Raw genomic sequence first — 14,105 nt, forward strand, 5'->3', positions numbered from 1 at the left:
GCAAAGCTTTTGTGACACCAATGTAACGCTATTATGACAGCAGGCAGGACGCAGCGATTTTTCTTATTCGACAGGCAAAAAAATCGAAAAAACACTGCCCTTTCCGACAACGCTTTCGATTTTCATCCGCCCGCGATGACGCGCGACGATGTGTTTGACGATCGCAAGACCCAAGCCGGTGCCGCCCATCTCGCGCGACCTGTGGGAATCGATGCGATAGAACCGTTCGGTCAGCCGCGGCAGATGCACCTCATCGATGCCCGGCCCGGTGTCCTGTATCGCGATGCGTACCGCGTCTTTGCGCAAAGAGGGATCGCGCGCCAAGGGATGCATGCTGATTGTGACTGTCCCCTCACCGCCATCGGCCCCGCCGTATTTCAGTGCGTTTTCAATCAGGTTGATAAAGACCTGCATCAGCTGATCGCGATCGCCGGGCACCACAATCGGCACCTGTGGCGCGTCAAACAGAATGCTCTGGCCCCGATCCTGCGCAACTTCGCCGAGGTTACGGATAACCGTTGCGATCAGCTCCACCAGGTCCACAGGTTCGGTTGGGCGCATGCGAGCGTCTTCTTCAACGCGGCTCAGAGACAGAAGATCGCCCACAAGTCGGTTCATCCGGCTGGCTTCGGTTGCCATGATGCTGAGAAACCGTTCTCGCGCATTGGCATCGTCCTTGGCCGGACCGCGCAGGGTTTCAATGAACCCCAGCAGCGCGGTGAGCGGTGTTTTTAATTCATGGCTGACATTGGCCACAAATTCGCGGCGAATCTCTCCGGCCTGCTGCAGCTGCGTGACGTCCTGAAAGCAAGCCATGACCCCGCCGCCATCGGCGATCTTTACAAAGGAACAGGTCACTTCATAGCGCGTTTCCTGCGACCCATCCGTGTGGACATAAATCGCGTGCTGGGTTTCGCGGCTCCGCAGGCACTTTTCAATCGCGGCGCTGAAGCCTGGTTGGCGAAAGACCAGAATAAAGGTGCGGTTCTCGCCGGCATTCGGTTTGATCGCCAAAGCACGCGCATTCGCCCCTTGGATACGCGCGTCCATTCCGATGAAGACCGCGGGCAGCGGCACCGCATCCAGCATGGATTGTATCATGTGACTGCCCTGCCCCTATTTGCTTAGATCTTGATGAGCCCGGCGCGAAAACGCCGCATGTTGGCCTGATAGTTCAACGCGCTTTTGCGCAGCCCCTCGATGGCCCCAGCATCTAGCTGGCGCACCACTTTGCCCGGTGCCCCCATCACCAAGGACCCATCTGGGATCTCTTTGCCTTCGGTGATCAGCGCCCCGGCCCCGATCAGGCAGTTCCTGCCGATCTTGGCCCCGTTGAGCACGGTTGCCCCCATACCGATCAGGCTGTTGTCGCCGATGGTGCAGCCATGCAGCATCGCCTTGTGGCCCACGGTGCAGCCCGCCCCCACGACCAGCGGATAGCCCATGTCAGTATGCATCACGGTGTTTTCCTGAACATTGGAGCCATCGCCAATCAGGATCTGCTCATTGTCGCCGCGCAATGTGCAGCCAAACCAGACCGAGGCCCCGGGCGAAACCACGATGTCACCAATCAGGTTGGCATCGGGTGCCACCCAGCTGTCAGCGGCGATCTGCGGCGAGACGCCATCCAGCGCATAAAGCGTCATGTGTCGTCCTCAAACTCGGTCTGAAGCCGGCGCACATGCTCCACCAGATGTGGCTGCTGAAGACGGCGCAGACGGGTCGCGGTCACGATGTCTTTCAGATCCTGTTCGGTCTTTTCAAGATCATCGTTGATCAGCACATAATCATAGCTGCCCCAGTGGCTGATTTCATCCCAGCTTTTGAGCATGCGTTTGCTGATCGTTTCAGCGCTGTCTTGATTGCGGCTTTCCAGGCGGCGGCGCAACTCTCGGATCGAGGGTGGCAGGATAAAAATCGACAGCGTATGCGCGCCCAGGGCCGAGTTGCGGATCTGCTGCGCACCCTGCCAGTCGATGTCAAAGAGAACATCTTTGCCGCCATCGATCGCGGCTTCGACCGGGCCGCGCGGCGAACCGTAGAAATTGCCAAAGACATGGGCATGTTCCAGCATGCCATCCTGCGCCACTTGGTGTTTGAAGGCGTCGGCGCTCATGAAATGGTAGTCCTGACCATCCACTTCGCCCGGACGAGGGCTGCGCGTGGTGGCCGAAACGGAAAAGGCAATCGTCGGATCCCAGCTACGCAAGCGCTTGGACAGGGTCGATTTCCCCGCGCCGGACGGCGAAGAAAGGATGATCAAGAGGCCACGACGGTTTTGCATGTCTTATTCCACGTTTTGTACTTGTTCGCGCATTTGTTCGATTGCAGCTTTCAGATCAAGCCCCACCTGCGTCAGGGCGATGTTTTGCGCCTTTGAGCACAGCGTATTGGCCTCGCGGTTGAACTCCTGCATCAGAAAATCAAGCTTGCGGCCAATGGGGCTGCCTTGGGCCATCAGATCGCGCGCCGCTGCAACATGGGCGCGCAGCCGGTCTATTTCTTCGGTGACGTCCGCCTTGACCACAAGCACGGCCAATTCCTGCGCCAGTCGCTGTTCGCTCTGCCCTTCGGTGTTGTCGATCAGGGTTTGCAGATTGCTGCGCAGTGTGGCGGCCATCTCATCTTTGCGGGCCTCGGCGACCTTGGCGGCCTGATCGGTCAGCGCAGCAATGGCCGCGATTTGCTCTGCCAGAACCGTTTCGAGCGCTGCGCCTTCTTTGGCGCGCATATCGGTAAAGCTATCGATCAGCGCCGGGATCTCCGTTAGGATCGCGGTGCGCAGCGGGGCGGTATCCGCATCGCTTTGGGCCACATCCATCACACCGCGCAGGGACAGAATATCCGCGGCGTTGCACGGCGCCAGCGACAGGCCTTCGTCCATGGCGCGGGTCTCGATTTGCAATAGCGCGGCCAGCGCCCCGTCGAGCGCGGCGGCATTCAATTGCGGCGCTGCGCTGCTTTCTGTCCGGCTCACCCGCAGGTTCAGCGCCACCGATCCGCGCACGATCGCCTTGCTCAGCCGCGCGCGCAGCTCAGGTTCCAGCCCTTCAATCCAATCCGGCACCCGCAGGCGCAGATCCAGCCCTTTGGCATTGACGCTGCGCAGCTCACAAAGCCAGTTATAGTCCTGATGGCTGCCTTTGCTGGCGGCAAAGCCTGTCATTGATCGCAACATGGCGGTGTCCTTCGCTCTTTCCCTAGCACCTAAGACATACCGCAACCTCAGAGCAATGGGCGAGGCGTGAAAACTCGGGGCTGTTAACCAAAAGCTTCGGATTTTCCCAAGATTTCACTCAAATCGTTTATATTAGGACTCTGTTAACCACACGGGGACCGCACCGATGAGTCAGACATTGCCACCGCTCCAGAGCTTGCCAAACCGCCGTTCCCCGGCGTTGACCCCCGTGCTGAAACGGGTGCAGCGCTATTGGTCGGGCCTGCCCGCGCAAAACGGTGTACCGCTGCGCCGCGATGTAGACCCGCGTGCGCTCGGCGCGGCGCTGCCACATGCTTTCGTACTGGAAAATGCTGCCCCGCGTGCGGCACGCATTCGTGTGTCGGGTGGTGCAGTCAATGACGCCCTTGGCATGGACCTGCGGGGCCTGCCGGTGAGCTGCCTGTTTGATCCGAACCACCGCGATGGGCTGCCGGTGCTGTTCTCAAAAACCTTTGACAAGCAGGCGCAGCTCTCGATGATGCTGGGCTGGGCGGCGTCTTATGAAACGGACCGGCCCATAGCCACGCGGCAATTGGCGGGGCATATGATCCTCTTGCCGCTGCGGGATGACAGCGGCCGGGTCTCGCGCGCCCTGGGGGCGCTGGTCTATCGTCGCCCGCCGATCCGCGGTGTGGGGCGATTTGTCATGCTGGATCATGCGGCCCGTCGCGCCGCCGACGCGCGCCCAGAGACCACCGCAGATTTTCCAAAGCTTGTGGTCAACAATGCGATCCCCCAGACGCGCGGGTTAATCCACGCCGAACCGAACTTGCGCCTGGTGCAATCACATCAATAACACCATCTAAGATATTGAAAACAAAAAGGGCGCTGCAAAGCGCCCTTTTCAAATTGTTGAAGATATCTCGAAAAATCAGACCGCTTCGGACAGTTGCGAGTCCCCGCGTAGCGCTGAAAGCTCTTCGGCCACCAAGAACGCCAGTTCCAGCGATTGGCTGGCATTGAGGCGCGGGTCACAGGCCGTGTGGTAGCGATCGGACAGATCTTCTTCGGTCACATCGCGCACGCCGCCGGTGCATTCGGTCACATCCTGGCCGGTCATCTCAAAATGTACGCCGCCCGGAATGGTGCCTTCGGCTTTGTGGACCGCAAAGAATTCCTGCACCTCGCGCAGCACGCTTTCAAATGGGCGGGTCTTGTAGCCGGTCGCCGATTTGATGGTATTGCCATGCATCGGATCACAGGTCCAAAGCACATTTGCGCCCTCTTCCTGCACGGTCTTGATCAGGCGCGGCAGATGATCGCCCACGCTGCCCGCACCAAAGCGCGCAATCAGAGTCAGGCGGCCGGCCTCATTCTCTGGGTTCAGTTTTTCCAGCAGCACCTTGAGGTCCTCGGCCGTCGTGGTTGGACCACATTTCAGACCAATCGGGTTCTGGACCCCGCGCAGGAATTCGACATGGGCACCATCGGGCTGGCGTGTCCGGTCGCCGATCCACAGCATGTGGCCCGACCCGGCAAGCCATTTGCCCGAAGTCGAATCCAGTCGCGTCAGCGCCTCTTCATATTCCAGCAGCAGCCCTTCGTGGCTGGTGTAGAAATTCACCGTGTGCAAGGCATGCGACAGGTTGCTGTTAACCCCGGCGGCCGACATGAAATCAAGCGCATCGCTGATACGTTCGGCCATGGCGCGATATTTCGCGGCATTCTCTCGCTCGGTAAAGCCAAGCGTCCAGGAATGAACCTGATGCACATCCGCATAGCCCCCGGTGCTAAAAGCCCGCAGGAGGTTTAGCGTCGCTGCCGCCTGAGTATAGGCCTGCAGCATTTTCTCCGGGTTCGGAATGCGCGACTCGGCGGTGAAATCCAGATCGTTGATGATATCGCCACGGTAGCTGGGCAGCTCAACGCCATTCACCGTCTCGGTCGGGGCCGAGCGCGGTTTGGCGAATTGACCCGCCATCCGGCCAACTTTGACCACAGGCACTTTGGCACCATAGGTCAGCACCATGGCCATCTGCAGCATCACTTTGAACGTGTCGCGGATCTGATCTGCATTGAACTGCTGGAAGGATTCCGCGCAGTCGCCGCCTTGCAGCAAAAAGGCCTCGCCGCGAGACGCAGCCCCAAGTTTTGCCTTCAAGCTGCGCGCTTCGCCAGCAAAGACCAAGGGCGGATAGCTTGCGACCTTGGCTTCTACTGCCTTCAGCGCCGCGTCATCCGTATAGTCAGGCATCTGAACTCGGGGCTTTGCGCGCCAGTCAGATTTTTGCCAGTCTGCCATTGTCTTTACTCCGGTTAACAATATTCGATGATACACGAGGTATCGGTAGAGGTGGAACCATATGCAATTTGGCGGCAGTGGCCATAGGCAAAAACCACCAAATGGTAGAAAATTGCCGAAATTCGCTGCTGCGCGATGGCAAATACCCGTCACATGCCGATCCCGGCAAGGATAGTATTGGCCTATTGTGACAGGCGAAAGACGGCGCCGCGGTCTTCGGAAATGAACCAGATGCTGCCATCCGGCGCCTCACGAATGTCGCGCACGCGCTTGGTCTCTGGCATTTTCAGCGCTTCGACTTCACGCAGGGTGTTGCCAGACAGCCTTGAAATATAATCAAACTTCAGACTGCCCACAAAAATATCGCCGCGCCAATCCGGAAACATGCTGCCCTGGTAGATCATCATACCCGAGGGGGCGATGGACGGGTCCCAATAGTGTTCAGGCTGCAAGAGGCCGGGTTTGGCGGTGCCTTCGCCAATTGTGCCACCCGAATAATGGCGGCCATAGGCAATTACCGGCCAGCCATAATTGCCCCCTTTGGTGATCTTGTTGACCTCATCGCCGCCCCGCGCGCCATGTTCCACAGCCCAGAGCTGCCCGCGCGAATCCAGCGCCATGCCTTGCGGGTTGCGGTGGCCAAAGCTCCAGATTTCTGCGGCGGCCCCTGGCCTATCAGCCAAAGGGTTGCCCGGCGCTGGCGCGCCCGCGCGGGTGATTTTCAGGATGCTGCCATTATGGCGCGCAAGATCCTGCGCAGAGGGCCTGTCGCCGCGGTCGCCCACGGTCACGAAGAGATGGCCGTCCGGGGCCTCAACAAGGCGGCTGCCAAAATGCCGCCCCCCGCTGGAGCCGGGCGCAATTTCAAAGATGATCTGCACATCCCGCAGACGTGCTGCCGCCAGATCCAGCCGCGCGCGCGCCACTGCGGTGCCGCTGCCGCCGGGCTGACGTTTGCTGAGGGTCATAAAGATTTGCGCGCTTTGCGCAAAATCGCGCGGCACCAGCACATCAAGCAGCCCGCCTTGCCCACTGTCCGCCACATCAGGCACACCGGCGATGCGCTGTTTGCTGCCATCCTTCTCAACCCGGTACAGACGCCCGCGCCGCTCTGTCACCAGAAAACTGCCATCCGGCAGGAAGCCCAAGGCCCATGGGGTTTGAAAGCCCGACGCCATGCGTGTCATCGCCAACTGCCCCTGCGAGGTGGATGCCCCCTGGGCCAATACCGGCGCTGCCAGAGTCGCCGCAGCCACCGCCGCCACAAACCCACGTCGATCCATTTTACCGCCACGCATGTCCAGCCTCCGTGATGTCATTGCTTGATCCTGATATGGGGCAGCACCGCAGATTTTCCACCGCAAGGCGCCATGGAAACAATATGGAACGCCTCGGCATATTGTTGCCCGAATCAGGTGGTAGGCTTCTTTGCAAGGGTCGGAATAAGGGATCGATCCGAAACGCCGGAGCCCAGAGGCAGGTTTCATAAAGGGGCAACCGGCCGCAGATGAGGAGCAGTCACATGCCAGTATCCATGCAGCAAGACCCAAAGCAAAGCGCCAATAGCACGCGCCAAAGCCCGCCGGAAAAACAGATCGCAGGCAAGCCCGGCCCGAAAAAACCGATCTTCAGCGATTGGGCCATGATCTGAGCCAAAGGATTGGATGCCGCGCAGCGCGCTGATATGATCGCGCCATGACGCCTGTATCCGCAATCAAGAACCTTGGCCCGGCCTATGAAGAGGCCTGCGCCCGCGCCGGGATTTCATCGGCCGAAGAATTGCGCAGCCTGGGCGCAGATGCGGCTTATGCCCGCCTGCTGCAATCGGGCAGCAAGCCCCATTTCATCGGATATTATGTGCTGGTTATGGCGCTACAAGGCCGCCCTTGGAACGATTGCAAGGGCAAGGAAAAAGCCGCCTTGCGCGAGCGGTTTGACGCCATCAAAGCGGCGTCATTTGACAAGGGGCGCTCTGAGCTAGAGCAGATGCTGAACCAGATCGGCGTGATCGAGCGCCCGCTGCCATAGGGCGTCAGCCTTCGATCATATCCACGCGGGTGGCGTGACGCCCGCCTTCAAATTCTGCACTCAGAAAGGCGTCGACGATCTCCAGCGCCAGCCCTTCGCCGATCACCCGCGCGCCAAGTGACAGCATCTGTGCATTGTTGTGCGCCCGGATCATCTTGGCGGAAAACGTATCAGAACACACGCCGCACCGGATGCCTGGGACCTTGTTGGCCGCCATCATGATGCCCTGCCCGGTACCGCAAATCAGAATCCCCAGATCCGCGCCGCCGTCGGCAATTTTCTGCGCCGCGGCCTGCCCGTGCAATGGGTAATGGGTGCTTTCAGAGGTCATCGGGCCAATGTCGATCGCCTCATAGCCCAGCTTCGCGACATGCGCGGCAATGGTCTTGCGCAGTTCGATATCAGCGTGGTCGCTCGACAGAACAATACGTTTGGTCATGGTTTTTCCATTCTAGATCAAAAGAAAAGCCGCCTCGCGATCCACGAGACGGCTTGTCAGTTTCCTCAGGTCACTGCGTGGCTTAGCCCACCAGCTCCAGACCGGAGAAGAAATACGCGATTTCCACCGCTGCGGTTTCTGGTGCGTCAGAGCCGTGAACAGAGTTTTCGCCAACAGATTCCGCGAATTCTGCGCGGATGGTGCCTGCGGCTGCGTCGGCTGGGTTGGTTGCGCCCATGACTTCGCGGTTCTTTGCGATGGCGCCTTCACCTTCCAGGACCTGTGCAACGATTGGCGCGGATGCCATGAATTCGCACAGTTCATCATAGAAAGGACGCTCAGCGTGCACTTTGTAGAATTCGCCCGCCTGCGCTTTGGTCAAGTGGATGCGCTTTTGCGCCACGATGCGCAGACCCGCTTCTTCGAATTTGGCATTGATTTTGCCAGTCAGGTTGCGGCGGGTTGCATCAGGTTTGATGATGGAGAACGTGCGTTCCAGAGCCATGGTGATACCTCAAGGATCAAAGTTGAAATTGCGCGCGGCGTAACATGGCGCTGGCCATTTGCAAAGCCTTTTGCGCGGGGTTTTTCGATTTGCTGTTGAGTGTGCCTGCCCGGGCCACGCAGGTGTCAAATAGGCACTCGACATATTTGGGGTTCTCGAATCTGATTATTTTTGTCAAGTATTGCCGCGCTGCATATGCAGCGAAGCAAACAAAGGAAATATCATGAAAACCACTCTCCTCATCGCCGCGTTGATCGGCCTTGCGAACCCTGCTTTAGCAGAGGATCAGGCGGTCCCGCTTACCTATGAAATCTTTGAAAACGCGGTGCCGCATCTGGATCTGGAAAACTGCCCTGCCCAGCTTGCGGGCGCAGATACCTTCTGCCGTGCCACGCTCCACCACGAAGAGCTGCATGTTTTTGCCTTTTCCTATGAGGGTGAAAATCCGATGACCGGCTTTCAAACCTTCCCAGCAGAAGGCTTGGAAACACTGCTGAAATAGGCAAATCCATTTGACAAGCCACGCCGCGTCGTAGACTGCTCGCAGCCATGTTAAAAATCTCTGACATTTCCTATAACGTCGAAGGCCGCCCGCTGTTTGAAGGGGCCTCTGCCACCATCCCGACCGGCCACAAAGTGGGGCTGATCGGGCGCAATGGGGCCGGTAAAACCACGCTCTTTCGACTGATCCGCGGCGAGCTTTCCCTAGAAGGCGGCAGCATCACCCTGCCCGACCGCGCCAAGATTGGCGGCGTTGCCCAAGAGGTGCCCAGCAACAACGTGTCGCTGATTGATACGGTTCTGGCCGCAGACACCGAACGCGCCGCCCTGTTGGCCGAAGCCGAGACTGCCAGCGATCCGGCGCGCATTGCCGATATACAAACACGGCTGAGCGACATTGACGCGTGGAGCGCCGAGGCCCGCGCCGGGGCGATTTTGCGCGGACTGGGTTTTGATCACGCAGACCAGCAAAAACCCTGTTCCGCCTATTCCGGCGGCTGGCGCATGCGTGTCGCGCTGGCGGCGGTATTGTTTTCGCAGCCGGACTACCTGTTGCTGGACGAACCGACCAACTATCTGGATTTGGAAGGCGCACTTTGGCTGGAAAACTACCTGGTCAAATATCCGCACACGGTGCTGATCATCTCGCACGATCGCGCGCTTTTGAACCGGTCGGTGAATGCCATTCTGCATCTGGATGAACGGCGCCTGACCTTTTACACCGGCCCCTACGATCAGTTTGTCAAACAGCGCAGCGCCCAGCGGGCCGTACAGGCCGCCGCCGCCAAAAAACAAGAGGCGCAGCGCGCCCATCTACAAAGCTTTGTCGATCGCTTCAAAGCCAAGGCCAGCAAGGCCAAACAGGCGCAAAGCCGGGTCAAAATGCTGGAAAAAATGACCCCAATCATTGCGCCAGAAGATGCGGCGCGGGTGGTCTTTACCTTTCCAACTCCCGAAGAGCTTTCGCCGCCGATTATCGCCACCGAGGGGGCGTCGGTCGGCTATGGCGAAACGATTGTTCTGAAAAACCTCAACCTGCGCATTGATCAGGATGATCGCATTGCGCTCTTGGGCAAGAACGGTCAGGGCAAATCGACATTGGCCAAACTGCTCTCCGGGCGGCTTGAGAAAAAAGACGGCCAGATGGTGACGTCCAGCAAGCTGCGCATTGGCTTTTTCGCGCAGCATCAGGTGGATGAGCTTTACGTTGATGAAACCCCGATTCAGCACCTCACGCGGCTTCGCTCTGGTGAGGGACAGGCCAAGATCCGCGCCCGTCTGGCCAGCTTTGGCCTTGGGGCCGCGCAGGCGGACACCGAAGTGGGCCGCCTGTCGGGCGGTCAGAAAGCCCGGCTGTCGCTGCTCTTGGCGACCTTGGATGCACCGCATCTGCTGATTTTGGACGAACCGACCAACCACCTTGATATCGAAAGCCGCGAGGCCTTGGTTGAGGCGCTGACCGCCTATCGCGGCGCGGTCATTCTGGTCAGCCACGATATGCACCTGCTGTCGCTGGTCGCCGATCGGCTGTGGCTGGTCAAGGATGGCGCGGTTACACCGTTTGAGGATGATCTGGATGCCTATCGGCGCTTGCTGTTGGCGAGCGATAAGCCCTCGGGCAAGGAAAAGCCAAAACCGGCCGCCCCCAAACGGGCGAGCCGCGACGTCATCCTTGCGCTTCGGGCTGAGGTGCGCAAATGCGAAGAGCGCGTCACCAAACTGAGTGAAATGAGTGAAAAGCTGCAAGCCAAACTGGCTGACCCAATGCTGTATGAAAATGAACGACTGGGCGAAATGGAAGTCTGGCAGAAGAAATACGGCGAGGTACGCGATGCGCAGGACCGCGCAGAAGCGTTGTGGATGACCGCGCTGGAAAAGCTTGAAACCGCTGAAAAATAAAGTTTATCTGCCTTATGGATACCGCATTTCTGATCACCGCCTTTGCAACCCTGTTTGTGATCATCGACCCCGTCGGTCTGATGCCGATCTTTATCGCGCTGACGCCGGGGGCGACGCCGCAACAACGCCGCGCCATTGCCATCCGCGCCTGCGTGATTGCCTTTGGCATCCTGTCTCTGTTTGCGTTTTTTGGCGAGGCCGTGCTGGGCTTCATCGGCATTTCCATGCCCGCCTTTCGCATTGCCGGGGGGCTGCTGCTGTTTCTGACCGCGCTCGACATGCTGTTTGAACGCCGCTCAAAACGGCGCGAAGACCGGGTGGATGATCAGATCGAAGAGATGCACGACCCATCGGTGTTTCCAATCGCCATTCCCCTGATCGCGGGCCCCGGCTCTATCGCGACGGTTATTCTGCTCAGCGGGCAGCTGCCCGGCATCCAGGGCACGCTATTGGTGCTTGCCGTGGCCTTGGTTGTGATGCTCGCCGTCATGCTGTTTTTCCTCGCGGGGGGGCTGATGGAGCGCGCGCTCGGCCCGATTGGGATCAATGTGGTGACACGGCTTTTGGGTATGTTGCTGGCTGCGCTGTCGGTGCAATTCATTCTCGACGGGCTCAAAGCCTTTGGCTTTGCATCGTAAAATCACCGCGCGCCCCTATATTTTAGATAGGGGGTTTTGAGATGACGGAATTTGAAATCGGCAATCTGGCCTATCTGGCCATTCTGGGCGTTGCGGTGGTGTTTTGGTTTTTTTCCGGCCATCGCCAAAGCCTCGGCAAATCAGTGCAACAGGCGCTGGCGTGGGGGCTGATTTTTCTGGGGATCATTGCCGCCTATGGCATGTGGGACGAGATCCGCGGCACCATCCTGCCGCAGCAGGCCAGCTTTAACGAAGGTGGCAGCATTGAAATTCCGCGCGCGCGGGATGGGCATTTTTATCTGACCGCCGAAATCAATGGCACCGACATTGAATTTGTCGTCGACACCGGCGCCAGCGATCTTGTGCTGGCCCCCAAAGACGCAGCCAAATTAGGTTTCACGGCAGACAGCCTGCAGTTTTTTGGGCGCGCCAATACCGCCAATGGCGAGGTGCGCACCGCGCCGGTGACATTGCGCTCGGTCGCGGTCGGACCCTATGAGGACCGCGATATTCGCGCCAGCGTCACCGAAGGCGCATTGAACATATCACTTTTGGGTATGAGTTATCTGAACCGATATGAGGCCATCACAATTGCCAACGGGCAGATGAAGTTATCGCGCTAAGACTTTGGATGTTCAGCCTTTTTAACCCACGATCCATCTTCGTCTGACCAATATTGTGCGCTGCAACCGGCGTCAGTCAATGCTTTCCACTGCACACGGGCACGCTGCTCTGCGTCGGCATCGTGACCGTCAAACAAGATGCAGACCCGCTCAGCGGCATTGACCTCTGCGGCGCCGACGTCTGCGCCCTGCACCGACATCAGACACGCGCGCGGTGGATCGGCCGCGCTGTTTGTGGTCAGCAATATCGGTTGCACCCCATCATGCGCGCCCCCGGCCATGGCATGGGGCAGAAAGCTATCCGCTGCCCCATGCCACAATTTTTCATCCAGCCATTCCATCTGCCCGGGATCGGTGCCACGCACTTCGATCTGCCAGCCCGCGCCCTGCGCCTTGCCCAAGAGCAGCAAGAGCGCGCTGTCCAGCGAGGACTGTTTCAGGTGATAGAAATACGCGGCCCCCATTGGGATTACTGCACCTCAAACCGGTTCTGCACCAACCGGTTGAGCGCCATGACGCCCCAGCCGGTCGCGCCTTTGGGCGCATGGGCGGTGTCCGATTTCACATGGGCCACACCTGCGATATCTAGGTGGATCCAAGGCGTGCCCTCCTGCACAAACCGATGCAGGAATTCCGCCGCCGTAATCGAGCCCGCCGGGCGGCCGCCCACATTTTTGACATCCGCAATGCGCGATTTCAGCTGATCGGCATAGGCCTTGCCCAGCGGCAGACGCCATGCGCCTTCGTTTTCCGCATTCGCCGCTTTCAAGAAAGCGTCGCAAATAGTGTCGTCATTGGAAAACACACCTGCGTTTTCATGGCCAAGCCCGATGATCACCGCGCCGGTCAGTGTCGCCAGGTCAATCATGGCAGCGGGTTTGAAGGTTTCTTGCGCGTAGTGCATTACATCACACAGCACCAGACGCCCTTCGGCATCGGTATTGATGACTTCGATTGTGTCGCCTTTCATCGAGGTGACAACATCGCCGGGACGTGTCGCGCTGCCGGATGGCATGTTTTCAACCAGACCGACCAGGCCCACGACATTCGCCTTGGCGCGGCGCAATGCCAGTGCGCGCATGGTGCCGGCCACGACCCCTGCGCCGCCCATATCCATGGTCATATCTTCCATGCCGGCCGCGGGTTTCAGGGAAATGCCGCCGGTGTCAAACACCACGCCCTTGCCCACGAGAGCCAGCGGCGCGCTGTCGTCTTCACCGCCCATCCAGCGCATGACCACAACTTTGGACGGGCTGTCGCTGCCCTGCCCGACACTCAGCAAGGCCCCCATGCCAAGCTCCGCCAGCTTGTCTTCCTCCAGCACGTCCACCTCAAGGCCAACGCCGCGCATCGCAATCAGACGTTCGGCAAATTCGGTTGTGGTCAGAACATTGGCAGGCTCGTTCACCAGATCGCGGGTGAAAAACACGCCTTCGGCCACCGCCAGCAGCGGCTCTGCCTTGGCGGAGACGCCCTCTGGGTCATTGACCATCATGGTGACAGTCCGGCTATCTTTGGTCTCTGCGTCGCTCTTGTGGCTGTCAAAGCGATAATCGCGCAGCGCCAGACCAAGGGCGACCTGATCCAGTTTGTTGTGGTTGTTCAGGCACACCAGCAGGGCATCAGTGCCGCGTTTTTTGGCCAAGGTTGCCCCGGCCGCGCGGGCCTCAGCGACGCTGCATTTGCGGTCAAGGCAGATCACATCCACCGCTTTGGCGGCCATGCTGTTCGGATAGGCAAGAACATGCGCATCGCCTGCCTTTGGCGCATCCTCAATCAAGCGGGCAATCGCCCCCTTGGTCAATCGGTTCACACGTCGCGCCAATGGGTCCATACGCCCATCCGGAGTGACAAATACCGCGACGCGCCCTTCAAATCCTGCGATTGCATCAATGTCGCTTTCGACAAAAGTCATCTCAATTGGTTTTACCAAGGTCGTGCTCCCTATCTATTGTGACAAGTCCTATCCAATCCACCAGACGTTGACCAGATAGCAGTTTTCCCGACCGA

Annotated in this window: 17 protein-coding genes; 7 read left to right on the forward strand and 10 right to left on the reverse strand. The window is 59.0% G+C overall.

The features are described from left to right. Nucleotides 1–63: 63 nt before the first annotated feature. From N6L24_RS03275 to N6L24_RS03290, 4 genes are read right to left on the reverse strand one after another with little or no spacing between them, the layout of a single operon-like run. The gene (locus N6L24_RS03275; protein WP_271843202.1) at nucleotides 64–1,101 is read right to left on the reverse strand and encodes an ATP-binding protein; all 1,038 of its coding nucleotides are present in this window, start codon (nucleotides 1,099–1,101) and stop codon (nucleotides 64–66) included. Between the two features lie 23 nt (nucleotides 1,102–1,124). Continuing rightward, nucleotides 1,125–1,646, reverse strand: coding sequence for a gamma carbonic anhydrase family protein (locus tag N6L24_RS03280; protein WP_271843203.1), 522 nt, complete (start codon nucleotides 1,644–1,646; stop codon nucleotides 1,125–1,127). After that, nucleotides 1,643–2,284 carry a guanylate kinase gene (gmk, locus tag N6L24_RS03285; RefSeq protein WP_271843204.1) on the reverse strand — a complete coding sequence of 214 codons (642 nt, stop codon included), beginning with the start codon at nucleotides 2,282–2,284 and terminating at the stop codon, nucleotides 1,643–1,645. The genes N6L24_RS03280 and gmk overlap by 4 nt, the downstream gene beginning before the upstream one ends. A gap of 3 nt (nucleotides 2,285–2,287) precedes the next feature. Continuing rightward, nucleotides 2,288–3,178, reverse strand: a complete 891-nt coding sequence (locus tag N6L24_RS03290; protein ID WP_271843205.1) for a YicC/YloC family endoribonuclease — start codon at nucleotides 3,176–3,178, stop codon at nucleotides 2,288–2,290. Between the two features lie 166 nt (nucleotides 3,179–3,344). Here N6L24_RS03290 and N6L24_RS03295 point away from each other — a divergent pair, with 166 nt between their 5' ends. Beyond that, nucleotides 3,345–4,016, forward strand: a complete 672-nt coding sequence (locus N6L24_RS03295) for a PAS domain-containing protein (RefSeq protein ID WP_271843206.1) — start codon at nucleotides 3,345–3,347, stop codon at nucleotides 4,014–4,016. A 75-nt stretch (nucleotides 4,017–4,091) separates the two neighbouring features. Here the strand turns inward: N6L24_RS03295 and N6L24_RS03300 are convergent, their stop codons facing one another. After that, entirely contained in the window at nucleotides 4,092–5,462 is a 1,371-nt protein-coding gene (locus N6L24_RS03300; protein WP_271843207.1) for a class II 3-deoxy-7-phosphoheptulonate synthase, read from the reverse strand. A gap of 182 nt (nucleotides 5,463–5,644) precedes the next feature. Continuing rightward, the gene (locus N6L24_RS03305) at nucleotides 5,645–6,745 is read right to left on the reverse strand and encodes a PQQ-dependent sugar dehydrogenase (RefSeq protein ID WP_442872579.1); all 1,101 of its coding nucleotides are present in this window, start codon (nucleotides 6,743–6,745) and stop codon (nucleotides 5,645–5,647) included. A gap of 239 nt (nucleotides 6,746–6,984) precedes the next feature. On the opposite strand from N6L24_RS03305, the gene N6L24_RS03310 reads away from it, so the two are divergent. Then, on the forward strand, nucleotides 6,985–7,113 hold the full coding sequence (locus N6L24_RS03310) for a hypothetical protein (RefSeq protein WP_271843209.1): 129 nt from the start codon (nucleotides 6,985–6,987) through the stop codon (nucleotides 7,111–7,113). Between the two features lie 44 nt (nucleotides 7,114–7,157). Next, nucleotides 7,158–7,490 (forward strand): TfoX/Sxy family protein, encoded by a 333-nt coding sequence (locus N6L24_RS03315; protein WP_271843210.1) that lies wholly within the window; start codon nucleotides 7,158–7,160, stop codon nucleotides 7,488–7,490. Between the two features lie 4 nt (nucleotides 7,491–7,494). Here the strand turns inward: N6L24_RS03315 and rpiB are convergent, their stop codons facing one another. Then, nucleotides 7,495–7,929 carry a ribose 5-phosphate isomerase B gene (rpiB, locus tag N6L24_RS03320; RefSeq protein WP_271843211.1) on the reverse strand — a complete coding sequence of 145 codons (435 nt, stop codon included), beginning with the start codon at nucleotides 7,927–7,929 and terminating at the stop codon, nucleotides 7,495–7,497. A gap of 82 nt (nucleotides 7,930–8,011) precedes the next feature. Beyond that, nucleotides 8,012–8,434: a nucleoside-diphosphate kinase gene (gene ndk, locus N6L24_RS03325; protein ID WP_271843212.1), complete on the reverse strand. Its 423-nt coding sequence runs from the start codon at nucleotides 8,432–8,434 to the stop codon at nucleotides 8,012–8,014. 223 nt (nucleotides 8,435–8,657) lie between these two features. On the opposite strand from ndk, the gene N6L24_RS03330 reads away from it, so the two are divergent. The 4 genes from N6L24_RS03330 to N6L24_RS03345 are packed head-to-tail and all read left to right on the forward strand — an operon-like array spanning nucleotide 8,658 to nucleotide 12,095. Then, a complete protein-coding gene (locus N6L24_RS03330; protein ID WP_271843213.1) occupies nucleotides 8,658–8,936 on the forward strand; it encodes a hypothetical protein in 279 nt (92 codons plus the stop codon). 47 nt (nucleotides 8,937–8,983) lie between these two features. After that, on the forward strand, nucleotides 8,984–10,834 hold the full coding sequence (locus N6L24_RS03335; protein WP_271843214.1) for an ABC-F family ATP-binding cassette domain-containing protein: 1,851 nt from the start codon (nucleotides 8,984–8,986) through the stop codon (nucleotides 10,832–10,834). A 14-nt stretch (nucleotides 10,835–10,848) separates the two neighbouring features. Beyond that, the gene (locus N6L24_RS03340; protein ID WP_271843215.1) at nucleotides 10,849–11,472 is read left to right on the forward strand and encodes a MarC family protein; all 624 of its coding nucleotides are present in this window, start codon (nucleotides 10,849–10,851) and stop codon (nucleotides 11,470–11,472) included. Nucleotides 11,473–11,513: 41 nt separating this feature from the next. Then, nucleotides 11,514–12,095: a retropepsin-like aspartic protease family protein gene (locus N6L24_RS03345; protein ID WP_271843216.1), complete on the forward strand. Its 582-nt coding sequence runs from the start codon at nucleotides 11,514–11,516 to the stop codon at nucleotides 12,093–12,095. Here N6L24_RS03345 and N6L24_RS03350 read toward each other — a convergent pair. After that, nucleotides 12,092–12,559, reverse strand: coding sequence for a DNA polymerase III subunit chi (locus N6L24_RS03350; RefSeq protein WP_271843217.1), 468 nt, complete (start codon nucleotides 12,557–12,559; stop codon nucleotides 12,092–12,094). The genes N6L24_RS03345 and N6L24_RS03350 overlap by 4 nt on opposite strands. Nucleotides 12,560–12,564: 5 nt before the next feature. Then, nucleotides 12,565–14,010, reverse strand: coding sequence for a leucyl aminopeptidase (locus N6L24_RS03355; RefSeq protein ID WP_271843470.1), 1,446 nt, complete (start codon nucleotides 14,008–14,010; stop codon nucleotides 12,565–12,567). Between the last annotated feature and the right edge of the window lie 95 nt (nucleotides 14,011–14,105).

Origin of the sequence: Cognatishimia sp. SS12, from assembly GCF_028369055.1 — a bacterium.
GTDB lineage: Bacteria > Pseudomonadota > Alphaproteobacteria > Rhodobacterales > Rhodobacteraceae > Cognatishimia.